The organism is Thermaerobacillus caldiproteolyticus, assembly GCF_013761245.1.
In the GTDB taxonomy this organism is placed as follows: Bacteria; Bacillota; Bacilli; order Bacillales; family Anoxybacillaceae; genus Thermaerobacillus; species Thermaerobacillus caldiproteolyticus.
In genome coordinates this window covers 1-11,044 of sequence record NZ_JACDUT010000024.1, presented here as the reverse complement: position 1 = coordinate 11,044, position 11,044 = coordinate 1, and the positions used below count along the sequence as shown (strand labels likewise).

The window sequence follows — 11,044 nt, the reverse complement described above, 5'->3', positions numbered from 1 at the left end:
TCCTCACTCCCTGGTGCCGCTGTGACATCTATTCAAATAGATGGTGTGCTGCATGAGTTCTCAACAATTGAAGGCGTCGTAGAAGATGTGACAGCAATTATTTTAAACATAAAAAAGCTTGCGTTAAAAATTTACTCTGACGAAGAAAAGACGCTTGAAATTGATGTACAGGGTGAAGGAGTTGTCACGGCTGCTGATATTACTCACGACAGCGATGTAGAAATCTTAAATCCGGACCTGCACATTGCCACGCTAGCGGAAGGTGGCCGCTTGCGCATGCGAATGACAGCAAAGCGTGGACGTGGGTATACTCCAGCTGATGCAAATAAACGCGAGGATCAGCCAATAGGTGTTATCCCTATCGATTCAATTTATACACCTGTCTCACGCGTTGCTTATCAAGTTGAAAATACGCGTGTTGGTCAAGTAACGAATTATGATAAGTTAACGATTGATGTATGGACAGACGGAAGCATCGGACCAAAAGAAGCTATTGCCCTTGGTGCGAAAATTTTGACCGAGCACTTGAATATTTTTGTTGGTCTTACGGATGAAGCGCAAAATGCAGAAATCATGGTTGAAAAAGAAGAAGACCAAAAAGAAAAAGTGCTTGAAATGACGATTGAAGAGCTTGATCTTTCTGTCCGTTCGTATAACTGTTTAAAACGCGCCGGTATTAATACCGTTCAAGAGCTTGCACAAAAAACAGAAGAAGATATGATGAAAGTGCGTAACCTTGGAAGAAAGTCTTTAGAAGAAGTCAAAGCAAAACTGGAGGAACTAGGATTAGGGTTACGTAAGGATGACTAGTTAACATTGGCTTAACTAGGCATTTTCATGTTACAAGTCATTCAAAAAGGAGGGACATCTCATGTCATACAGAAAATTAGGACGTACAAGCGCTCAGCGCAAAGCGTTACTTCGTGACTTAGCGACGGATTTAATTATTAACGAGCGTGTCGAAACAACAGAAGCTCGTGCGAAAGAATTGCGCTCAGTAGTAGAAAAAATGATTACTCTTGGCAAACGCGGCGATTTACATGCTCGTCGTCAAGCAGCTGCGTTTATCCGCAAAGAAGTAGCCAATACAGAAACAGGTCAAGATGCCATCCAAAAATTATTCAGCGATATCGCGCCACGTTACCAAGATCGTCAAGGTGGTTACACTCGTATTATGAAACTTGGTCCACGTCGCGGTGATGGCGCTCCAATGGTAATCATTGAACTAGTTTAATAACGATTCGGTGAATTAACAAGGGCGGGACAGTTTATTTTGAACTGGATCTATGCCCTTTTTTTATTTTCCTTTTTCTTTTGTTATAGTAGAGTAGAGATAGAGTGGAAGAGAGGAGAGAAGTCGAGTCACATGATTCTATCGGTAGAAAAGCTATCTTTTAAATATCCGAATCAGTCTCATTACGCGATTCAGAATGTGACGTTTCAAGTAAAAAAAGGTGAATGGGTCGCCATTGTTGGACATAATGGGTCTGGTAAATCAACGATTGCCAAGCTACTTATTGGTCTGCTTAAACCGGAAAATGGAATTATCAAACTGTTTAACACTGTACTCAATGAAGAAACGATTTGGGATATTCGTAAGCGAGTCGGGATGGTATTTCAAAACCCGGATAACCAATTTGTCGGTACAACGGTCGAAGATGATGTAGCGTTTGGCTTAGAAAATAACGGAGTACCCCGCGAAGACATGATCAAACGGGTAAGGGAAGCTGTTCAGCAAGTAAACATGGAAGAATTTTTGCAGCATGAGCCTCATCATCTTTCTGGCGGACAGAAACAACGTGTCGCTATTGCTGGAATTATTGCGCTACAACCGGATTTAATCATTTTGGATGAAGCGACATCGATGTTAGATCCAAAAGGAAAGCAAGAAGTATTGGAAACGGTTCGACATTTAAACAAAAAACAGCATATTACTGTTTTATCGATTACTCATGACCTTGAAGAAGTCGCCAAAGCGGATCGAGTCATTGTCATGAACAAAGGGGAAATTATGGCAGAAGGAACACCAAAACAAATTTTTTCGCTAGGGGTAAAGTTAGAACGAGTCGGGCTGGACTTGCCATTTGCTGTAAAAGTAAGTAACCAGTTAAAACAACATGGCCTTCCTTTATCTTCGAACTATTTTACGGTAGAGGAGTTGGTAGACGAGTTATGGACATTATATTCCAGCAAGTAGAACATGTTTATCATGCCAACTCACCATTTGCGCGCAGGGCATTATACGATGTCAATATAACAATAGAAAGCGGTTCGTATGTTGCAATTATCGGTCATACCGGCTCCGGGAAATCTACATTATTGCAGCATTTAAACGGTTTGTTACAACCAACAAATGGAAAGGTCATTGTAGGCGAGCAAGCGATTACAAGTGGAAAACGACAAAAACAGTTAAAACCGTTACGCAAAAAAGTCGGGATTGTATTCCAATTTCCTGAACATCAGTTATTCGAAGAAACAGTGGAAAAAGATATTTGTTTTGGCCCTATGAACTTTGGTGTTCCAGAAGAAGAGGCGAAACAAAAAGCAAGAGAACTTCTTTCGTTAGTAGGGCTTCCGGAAGAAGTGTTAACAAAATCGCCTTTTGATTTAAGTGGTGGGCAAATGCGCCGCGTGGCCATCGCTGGAGTCCTTGCCATGGAGCCAGAGGTGATCGTATTAGATGAACCAACAGCCGGCTTAGACCCTAGAGGTCGCACAGAAATTATGGAAATGTTTTATCGCCTTCATCACGAGAAGAAACTCACAACCATTTTAGTGACACATCACATGGAAGATGCAGCAAAATACGCTGACCATATGATTGTGATGCATAAAGGAACAGTTTGGAAAACAGGAACACCCCAACAAATCTTCCATGACCCAGACGCTTTATTACAAATTGGACTTGATGTGCCGGAAACAGTATTGTTCAAACAGAAACTGGAAAAGAAACTTGGGGTAGAAATTCCTTCACCATGTTTAACGCTTGAGCAAGTGATTGAAGGAGTCGAAAAATTATTTTCTAGGGTGAATGGCCATGATCAATAGCATGATTATCGGAAAATATGTGCCTAGTGATTCCATTATTCACCGTATGGATCCACGCGCAAAGTTGCTGTTAGTGTTTATCTACGTGTTTATTGTTTTTTTAGCGAACAATAGTGTAACATATATCGTTTTAACGATGTTTACACTTGTTCTTCTCTTTTTATCGCGAATCCCGATTGCTTTTATTTTAAGGGGCCTGAAACCAATTCTTTGGATTGTGCTAGTGACATTTTTGCTGCATATGTTCATGACAAAAGAAGGGGATTTGCTTTATCAATGGGGCCGGCTTGCTATTTATGAGGGCGGTATCAAGCAAGGAATTTTTATTTCTCTTCGTTTTTTATTATTCATCATGATAACCACATTGTTAACGTTGACGACAACGCCGATTGAGGTAACGGATGGAGTTGAAAGTCTTCTGGCGCCATTAAAAAAACTTCATGTTCCTGTTCATGAACTTGCGTTAATGATGTCAATTTCGCTTCGATTTATTCCGACGTTATTAGAAGAAACAGAAAAAATTATGAAAGCTCAAGCGGCGCGTGGAGTCGATTTTTCCGGAGGCTCTTTTTCCGAAAGAGTAAAAGCCATTGTTTCTTTGCTCGTTCCTTTATTTATTAATTCGTTCAAGCGTGCCGAGGAGTTAGCGACTGCCATGGAAGCACGGGGCTACCGCGGCGGGGAAGGAAGGACGAAATTTCGTCAGCTCACATGGAAGCCTTTGGATACATTCTGTTTGATAGCTGTCTTTGTATTAGCGATGATCTTGTTCGTATTACGTTCATAGTGAGGAATCGGCGATGAAAAGAATAAAATGTATTATTTCTTATGACGGTACGCATTTTGCTGGCTACCAAGTTCAACCAAATAAACGGACGGTACAAGGCGAATTGGAACAAACGTTAGCAAAGATGCATAAAGGCGAGATGGTTCGTGTAGCGGCTTCTGGAAGAACGGATGCAGGTGTTCATGCATACGGACAAGTCATTCATTTTGATTCTTCTTTGCTTCTTCCAGCCGAACGTTGGCAAAAAGCATTAAATGCTCTATTGCCTGACGATATTGTCGTAAGAGACGTGCAGGAAGTGGATTTTTCTTTTCACGCTCGCTTTAGTGCGACCGCAAAAGAGTATCGCTATAAAATACGAACGGCCGAAGAGCAAGATGTGTTTTCGCGATACTATTGTTATCACTATCCATATGCATTGGACATAGAAGCGATCAAGCATGCACTGAACGCGGTGAAAGGAACTCACGATTTTACAAGTTTTTGTTCAGCGAAGACAGAAATTGAAGATCGAGTGCGGACTATTTATGAAGCGGAAGCCATTTCATCTCATAACGGTCTCGAATTTCGCTTTGTCGGCAATGGTTTTCTGTATAATATGGTACGAATTCTTGTCGGGACGATACTGGAGATTGGGCAAGGAAAAAGAGAGGCAGATTGTATTCCTTCGATTTTACAAGGAAAAGATCGCCGCCTTGCAGGAAAAACAGCTCCCCCTCATGGCTTATATTTATGGAATGTTTACTATGACAACTAATCCTAGTGTAACATTTTCTTGACATTAGTATCCTAAAGAGATATTATATCATATGGTATGTATTTTAACCCCACGATTAGCCCCGGAATTAATCGTGTTGAAATAAATATAAAAACGTAGCTCATTTTTTTATTTTAGGAGGGAAAATCATGCGTACAACTTACATGGCGAAGCCAAAGGAAGTAGAACGTAAATGGTACGTTGTTGACGCTGAAGGCAAAACGCTAGGTCGTCTTGCAAGTGAAGTAGCAGCAATTTTACGCGGCAAACATAAACCAACTTTTACACCACATGTAGACACTGGTGATCATGTCATTATCATCAATGCAGAGAAAATCGAGTTAACGGGTAAAAAGTTAACAGACAAATTGTATTATCGTCACAGTTTGCATCCAGGCGGATTAAAAGTAAGAACAGCACTTGAAATGCGTACGAACTATCCTGAAAAAATGCTTGAATTAGCGGTTCGTGGTATGCTTCCAAAAGGTCGTCTTGGCCGTCAAATGTTCAAAAAATTACATGTTTACAGAGGCAGCGAACATCCACATCAAGCACAAAAACCAGAAGTTTACGAACTTCGCGGATAATCGATTAAGGAGGGTATTATTTTGGCACAGGTACAATATTATGGCACAGGCCGTCGCAAAAGTTCTGTTGCGCGTGTACGCTTAGTTCCTGGTGATGGACGCATTATCATCAATAATCGCGACATTCAAGATTACATTCCATCTCAAGCATTAATCGAAGTTGTAAAACAACCATTAGTATTGACAGAAACATTAGGTAGCTATGACGTATTAGTAAACGTAAAAGGTGGCGGTTTCTCTGGTCAAGCGGGTGCAATTCGTCACGGTATTGCACGTGCGCTATTAGAAGTTGATCCAGAATATCGTCAAACGTTGAAACGTGCGGGCTTATTAACTCGCGATGCTCGTATGAAAGAGCGTAAGAAATACGGTCTTAAAGGCGCTCGTCGCGCACCTCAATTCTCAAAACGCTAATGTTAATAATATGTTTAGCAAAATCCCAGCCAATTCGGCTGGGATTTTTTTCTGTTTTCATCATTTCTTTTTCACGCATGTTTGGGATAAATCGTTAGAAACTACATCTCAAAGGAGCGTGAAAGCAAATGAATGTGATTACGTCTTTTAAGGAAAAGAAAAGGGAAAAGCAAATCACATATGAGCGAAAAATGCTTCGGGAATTATCCCTTGAGAAGCTCAAAAAGCATGTTCATGAATGCTTTGACTCTTTTTATCGAACATATCGCGTTTTTCCTTCTGTCATTGAAGATGGATGTGTTGATATAGCTATTGAGGCATACTTACTGGGAGCGAGTTACAGCCGCTTTGGTTATTACGGTGAACCGATGGAAATGGTGAGACGACGTTCAGGGCGTGAAGAAAAATACTTAATCGATACCTTGTTTGACTTTTTATGTTTTTGGGGAAATATTGATGATGTATTCGTAGGTGAATCGTTATATTATATGTGCGAACATTATATTTCCCACTGGTGGATCGAAGGATTTGAAAAAGGAAAAAAGCGGCGCCGCTTGAAACTTCATTAATGAGTTCTATTTTCTCCTCTTGTCCCATATAAGATAAATAAGGGGGAAACGCAGGAGGAGAAACGATGAAAGTAAAACTATGGGGTGCAGTTATTGGTTTCGTTATGCTCATCATTTTTTTGCAGTATATCTTTACAGATACAAGTTCAACGAAATCATGGAATCTTCCTCTTTCCGGACGGATTATCGTTTTGGACCCCGGGCACGGGGGACCTGACGGTGGAGCCGTAGGGGGAGAAGTGATCGAGAAAGACATTGCTTTACATGTCGCGAAAAAGTTACGTGACTATTTACAGCAACAAGGGGCGCTTGTATTATTGACACGCGAAGATGATAGCGACTTAGCTGATAAAGATACAAGAGGGTATAGCCGTAGAAAAGTGGAAGATTTACGAAAGCGAGTAAAATTTATTAACGAATCTGAAGCAGATTTATTTATTAGCATTCATCTGAATGCCATCCCTTCTCCTCGTTGGCGCGGAGCACAAACTTTTTACTACGGTTCATTGATAGAAAATGAACGGCTTGCCAAATTTATTCAAGCAGAGCTTCGTCGCAATTTAGAAAACACGGATCGTTCTGCCAAAGTCATTAATACGGTTTATTTATTAAAATATGCGAAAAAACCGGGGGCCCTTGTTGAAGTAGGGTTTTTGTCCAACCCGGAAGAACGCGAACTTTTAGCTTCAGACCAGTATCAAACGAAACTTGCCGCTTCCATATATAATGGAGTGTTGCGATACTTTTCAAACGAAAAAAATCCTCCTAACTAGGGAGGATTTTCTATTTCTATAGCGGTGGAAGCATAAAGTTCACGATTCCTCCAAATGTATGTTATAGTAAAAATATGAAAACGAATACATAAGGATTGGTGATGAGCGATGTTAACGGAAAGTGATGTAAGAGGATTGTTAGAAAACATACAAGACCCGTTTTTACATAAAACGTTTAAAGAAACAAACGCGATTCAAGAAATCAAAATTAAGGAAGACAAAGGACATGTGAGTGTCAAAATTGCTTTAGCGAAAACAGGGACAGCAGAGCAGTTGCAAGTGCAAACGACAGTTGTACAGGTATTAAAAAATGCAGGAGCTGTGTCAGTAGGATTACGATTTACTCAACTTTCCGATGAGGAAATCGCCAAGCATCGTGACTCTCAAAAACAAACGACCTATATCGCGATTGCAAGCGGTAAAGGAGGAGTAGGAAAATCAACCGTTTCCGTTAACCTAGCTGTTTCTCTTGCCCGTCTTGGAAAAAAAGTGGGGCTTATCGATGCGGATATTTACGGATTTAGCGTTCCTGATATGATGGGGATTGTCGAGAGACCCGTTGTGCGGGGAGAAAAAATTATCCCTGTAGAACGGTTCGGGGTTAAAGTCATTTCAATGGGATTTTTTGTGGAAGACAATGCGCCTGTCATTTGGCGTGGCCCGATGTTAGGAAAAATGTTAAACAGCTTTTTCCAAGAAGTCGAATGGGGAGAATTGGATTATTTACTGTTAGATTTACCACCGGGAACAGGAGATGTCGCATTGGATGTTCATTCGCTGCTTCCGAGCTGTAAAGAAATTATTGTTACAACGCCTCATCCGACAGCAGCATTTGTTGCCGCGAGGGCAGGGGCGATGGCCCTTCGGACGGAACATCAAATTATTGGTGTCATCGAAAACATGTCCTATTTTGAAAGCAGACGAACAGGTGAAAAAGAATACGTCTTCGGCAAAGGAGGCGGTGAGAAGCTTGCAAAAGAACTGCAAACAGAGCTATTAGGGCAGTTGCCGCTCCAGCAGCCTGATTGGAATGATGACGATTTTGCTCCGTCTGTATATGCGGAAGACCATCCAATCGGTAAAATTTATATGAACATTGCGCGTAAAATTATTGAAAGATCGTAACGCATATAAAAGCAAAAGGAGCGTCTCTTTTCATGAGAGGGCTCCTTCTTAAAAAGATAAGAAAGTATCAATGTGAAACGAACACTGTCAGCATCAGCGACCAACCAGTTTGCTTCTTGAATCGGCATTGGTGCAATAGTTACACAAAGCATGACTTGAAAAATGATGCTTGAGAGCTCGGCGCCAAACCAGTTCCCTTCTCGGTGGTAAGCCGGCTGCCCAGCGGGTGAAGAACATTTGTCCGTCACGGGAGCCAAGATGGCAAAATTGGCGCTTGCTCTTTTCTGAGAAATCTTTCATTTGTTAAACGGAGAGGGAGAAGTTCATTGGTTACCAGCCTTGCTCTGGTGGCTTTTTCTTTGCAAAGCGGTCAGGGCAAGCGAGTTGTCATCGCTTTTTTAACTGCCTCCTTGTCCTTGTTGTCCACTTTCTTCCCCTTCTCCTCCTTCTTCATTTCCTTCTTGCTTTTTTGTTCCTTGCTGCATATCTTCAGCAGCTTTTACTAAGATATCTTGAATTTTCGCTTTAAATAAAGGACTGTTAAATGTTTCAGTAATGAGTTGTTGAAGATGACCACGAAATTCTTTACTTTTCAAAACGGTAAGCATAGCTTTTTCCATTTCTGGATTTTGCAGAACATCTATCATCATCCCTTGATATTCTGGGTCTTTCATTAAAGATTTAATGGTTTTTTCTTGTTCTGTTTTTAAACTTTTTGCAAAGCTTTCTACAAACTTTGGATCTTGAAACGCTTTTTCCCAAAATTCGGTCCCTTGCTTGGACACTAAAATTTGTTCGAGAGTGTCTTTCACTACTGCTTGATCGAGAATAAGTTGCTGTTTGATTTTTTCATCTTTTAAAACCTCTTGAATAGCCTTTTTTCCCTCATCTGTTTTTAAAATATCAACCACCATTTTTTTCGTCTGATCGTAATCAGGCGGAGGTGAGCTGATCTCTTGGGGAGCACAAGAACTAAGGATAAGGAAATAGCTCAATAAGAGGAGCAATGTTCCTTTTTTCATGTGTAAATTAAGCTCCTTTCTGCAAAGGTCCTTATCCTTAATATGAATTTTCGACAAAAAAATATGCATTCCGCTTATGAATAGCTGGCTTTTTGAGAAAGTGATTGATACAATTTTAAAGGAACGATTAGAAATAATGATGGAGGATGGAGCTGTGAACAGCCGCAAGTGGGTTCGCTTATTTTTAACAACATTAGCAATTGGTGGAATCACTACAGCGATTATAGGATTCACGCTTAAATGGAGTAAGTATCAAAAGCTGTTTATTGAATTACAAATAGGGGAAATTTTTGCTGTATTAATTTGGTTTATTGGTGTTGGTTTTATTTTTAGTATTATTAGCCAGATGGGGTTTTTCTCTTACTTAACCATTCATCGATTTGGATTAGGGGTATTTCGATCCGCTTCCCTTTGGAATTCTGTGCAAATTGTTCTTATCTCCTTTGTGCTTTTTGATTTGGTGTATTTTCGCTATCAGGCGTTTGCTACGAAGGGAGAGTCGATTGTTAGCTACATGTTAGTTGCCTTGTTTATTTTGTTATTCGGTCTCGTGGTAGCGTACGTCAAAAGCAAACAAACCAATAAAGGAGCATTTGTTCCTGCATTATTTTTTATGGTAGTAGTGACTGTCATTGAATGGTTTCCAGTATTGCGCATTAACGAAAAAGACTGGCTATATTTAATGTTAATTCCTTTATTAATTTGTAACGCTTATCAACTCCTTATTTTGCATAAATTGACAGGAGGGGAATCTCATGAGCAGAAGGAAGCTTAAGCATAGCTTCCTTCTGCCCATATGTTAGTTGACCTCTTTACTGTTGGCCTCGCCGTTTGCGATTAATTCAGAAATACTTACATTGCGGTAGCCGTGTTGTTTTATGGCTTCAATAATTTGTGGTAAAGCCTTGGAAGTTTGTTTTGCAGAATCAGAAGCATGAAGTAAAATAATATCACCTGCTTCCATATTATCAACTACATTATTGACAATCGTATTTACTCCTGGGTTCAGCCAATCTTTTGAATCAATGCTCCAATGAACAACGGTATAGCCTAAAGAATCAGCAATTTTCAATACTTTTTTATTAAAATGTCCGTTTGGTGGACGAAGTAATGTTACCTCTTTAATTCCTAGTGTTCCAAATACTTTTCCCGCTTGCATTAAATCTTGTCTTATTTTTGTATCCTCTAGTTGAGTATAGTCCGTAAAGTTATACCCCATACTTCCTATTTCGTGTCCATCTTCTTTAATTCGTTTAACAATAGCAGGATGCCTTTCCGCCCAGGATGCTGACAAAAAAAAGGTTGCATTTTTAATGCCGTTTTTCTTTAATGTGTCAAGAATGGGCAGTGCATTCTGATCCCCCCAACTAATATCAAATGTTAAGGATATTTCATGTTTGCTTTTTTCTGCTTTATAAACGGCTTTTGGTCCACTGGGCGTTGAAAATGTAGGGTAGTTAATTCCTTCGACATATAAAACAGAAGCGGTAAAAAGTGCAGCAACAACAATAATGAATCCTTTTTTTAAAGAACGGACGTTTAACGCATAGAAAAAACTCATTATTCTCTCCTCCTTTGTCCTAAAATGTTTCTGTGACCATCTTATGCTTGTCATATGGAGTTATGAAAACTATTTCGTTCTGCTTGATAGGTAAACACTACCCTGTCTTTCCACTTCGTTATAAAGAAAAGGGAAGTATTTTAAGTTTATAGTAGGAAAATAATTGCTAAAGTAAAAAATACAAAAAAGAAATTGACAATCGTTTAAGTAGATGATATATTTATAAACGTCGCTGATGAAAACAAGAAAAAATAATGTTGACGATATAATGTTTTCTGTGTTAGTATAAAAAAGCCGTTGATGAGGCAAAATGTTCTTTGAAAACTGAACAAAACGAAGCGTCCACGTCAATTTGCTAGGTTGTTTAACTTTCTATGGAGAGTTTGATCCTGGCTCAGGAC

At 39.8% G+C, this 11,044-nt stretch carries 14 protein-coding genes; 12 read left to right on the top strand and 2 right to left on the bottom strand.

The window, feature by feature from the left end; all coding sequences use genetic code 11:
- The 11 genes from HNR31_RS18290 to HNR31_RS18240 all read left to right on the top strand — a co-directional run.
- On the top strand, positions 1-810 hold an 810-nt coding region (locus HNR31_RS18290; RefSeq protein WP_181557597.1), incomplete at its 5' end, for a DNA-directed RNA polymerase subunit alpha.
- Positions 811-871: 61 nt separating this feature from the next.
- Complete coding sequence (gene rplQ / locus HNR31_RS18285) at positions 872-1,234, top strand: 50S ribosomal protein L17 (protein ID WP_181557596.1); 363 nt, start codon at positions 872-874, stop codon at positions 1,232-1,234.
- Positions 1,235-1,366: 132 nt separating this feature from the next.
- On the top strand, positions 1,367-2,197 hold the full coding sequence (locus HNR31_RS18280; protein WP_181557595.1) for an energy-coupling factor ABC transporter ATP-binding protein: 831 nt from the start codon (positions 1,367-1,369) through the stop codon (positions 2,195-2,197).
- Positions 2,173-3,048 carry an energy-coupling factor ABC transporter ATP-binding protein gene (locus HNR31_RS18275; protein ID WP_181557594.1) on the top strand — a complete coding sequence of 292 codons (876 nt, stop codon included), beginning with the start codon at positions 2,173-2,175 and terminating at the stop codon, positions 3,046-3,048. The genes HNR31_RS18280 and HNR31_RS18275 overlap by 25 nt, the downstream gene beginning before the upstream one ends.
- Positions 3,038-3,835, top strand: coding sequence for an energy-coupling factor transporter transmembrane component T family protein (locus tag HNR31_RS18270; protein WP_181557593.1), 798 nt, complete (start codon positions 3,038-3,040; stop codon positions 3,833-3,835). The genes HNR31_RS18275 and HNR31_RS18270 overlap by 11 nt, the downstream gene beginning before the upstream one ends.
- A 13-nt stretch (positions 3,836-3,848) precedes the next feature.
- The gene (gene truA / locus HNR31_RS18265; RefSeq protein ID WP_181557592.1) at positions 3,849-4,592 is read left to right on the top strand and encodes a tRNA pseudouridine(38-40) synthase TruA; all 744 of its coding nucleotides are present in this window, start codon (positions 3,849-3,851) and stop codon (positions 4,590-4,592) included.
- A gap of 149 nt (positions 4,593-4,741) precedes the next feature.
- Positions 4,742-5,179 (top strand): 50S ribosomal protein L13, encoded by a 438-nt coding sequence (gene rplM, locus HNR31_RS18260; protein WP_181557591.1) that lies wholly within the window; start codon positions 4,742-4,744, stop codon positions 5,177-5,179.
- 21 nt (positions 5,180-5,200) lie between these two features.
- Positions 5,201-5,593, top strand: a complete 393-nt coding sequence (gene rpsI, locus HNR31_RS18255) for a 30S ribosomal protein S9 (protein ID WP_181557590.1) — start codon at positions 5,201-5,203, stop codon at positions 5,591-5,593.
- A gap of 128 nt (positions 5,594-5,721) precedes the next feature.
- Complete coding sequence (locus HNR31_RS18250) at positions 5,722-6,162, top strand: YbaK family protein (protein ID WP_181557589.1); 441 nt, start codon at positions 5,722-5,724, stop codon at positions 6,160-6,162.
- Positions 6,163-6,227: 65 nt separating this feature from the next.
- Entirely contained in the window at positions 6,228-6,935 is a 708-nt protein-coding gene (gene cwlD / locus HNR31_RS18245; RefSeq protein WP_181557588.1) for an N-acetylmuramoyl-L-alanine amidase CwlD, read from the top strand.
- Between the two features lie 108 nt (positions 6,936-7,043).
- The gene (locus tag HNR31_RS18240; protein ID WP_181557587.1) at positions 7,044-8,060 is read left to right on the top strand and encodes an Mrp/NBP35 family ATP-binding protein; all 1,017 of its coding nucleotides are present in this window, start codon (positions 7,044-7,046) and stop codon (positions 8,058-8,060) included.
- Positions 8,061-8,458: 398 nt separating this feature from the next.
- Here HNR31_RS18240 and gerD read toward each other — a convergent pair whose 3' ends face one another.
- Positions 8,459-9,082: a spore germination lipoprotein GerD gene (gene gerD, locus HNR31_RS18235; protein WP_181557586.1), complete on the bottom strand. Its 624-nt coding sequence runs from the start codon at positions 9,080-9,082 to the stop codon at positions 8,459-8,461.
- A 154-nt stretch (positions 9,083-9,236) separates the two neighbouring features.
- On the opposite strand from gerD, the gene HNR31_RS18230 reads away from it, so the two are divergent.
- Positions 9,237-9,857 (top strand): KinB-signaling pathway activation protein, encoded by a 621-nt coding sequence (locus tag HNR31_RS18230; protein ID WP_181557585.1) that lies wholly within the window; start codon positions 9,237-9,239, stop codon positions 9,855-9,857.
- 24 nt (positions 9,858-9,881) lie between these two features.
- Here the strand turns inward: HNR31_RS18230 and pdaB are convergent, their stop codons facing one another.
- Entirely contained in the window at positions 9,882-10,643 is a 762-nt protein-coding gene (pdaB, locus tag HNR31_RS18225) for a polysaccharide deacetylase family sporulation protein PdaB (protein ID WP_181557584.1), read from the bottom strand.
- Positions 10,644-11,044 lie beyond the last annotated feature (401 nt).

Excerpts from the sequence above, each read along its gene's own strand:
- HNR31_RS18240 (WP_181557587.1), top strand. The coding sequence starts at position 7,044 with ATGTTAACGGAAAGTGATGTAAGAGGATTGTTAGAAAACATACAAGAC.
- cwlD (WP_181557588.1), top strand. The coding sequence starts at position 6,228 with ATGAAAGTAAAACTATGGGGTGCAGTTATTGGTTTCGTTATGCTCATC.
- pdaB (WP_181557584.1), bottom strand. The coding sequence starts at position 10,643 with ATGAGTTTTTTCTATGCGTTAAACGTCCGTTCTTTAAAAAAAGGATTC.
- rplM (WP_181557591.1), top strand. The coding sequence starts at position 4,742 with ATGCGTACAACTTACATGGCGAAGCCAAAGGAAGTAGAACGTAAATGG.
- rplQ (WP_181557596.1), top strand. The coding sequence starts at position 872 with ATGTCATACAGAAAATTAGGACGTACAAGCGCTCAGCGCAAAGCGTTA.
- HNR31_RS18250 (WP_181557589.1), top strand. The coding sequence starts at position 5,722 with ATGAATGTGATTACGTCTTTTAAGGAAAAGAAAAGGGAAAAGCAAATC.
- gerD (WP_181557586.1), bottom strand. The coding sequence starts at position 9,082 with ATGAAAAAAGGAACATTGCTCCTCTTATTGAGCTATTTCCTTATCCTT.
- HNR31_RS18270 (WP_181557593.1), top strand. The coding sequence starts at position 3,038 with ATGATCAATAGCATGATTATCGGAAAATATGTGCCTAGTGATTCCATT.
- HNR31_RS18280 (WP_181557595.1), top strand. The coding sequence starts at position 1,367 with ATGATTCTATCGGTAGAAAAGCTATCTTTTAAATATCCGAATCAGTCT.
- truA (WP_181557592.1), top strand. The coding sequence starts at position 3,849 with ATGAAAAGAATAAAATGTATTATTTCTTATGACGGTACGCATTTTGCT.
- HNR31_RS18275 (WP_181557594.1), top strand. The coding sequence starts at position 2,173 with ATGGACATTATATTCCAGCAAGTAGAACATGTTTATCATGCCAACTCA.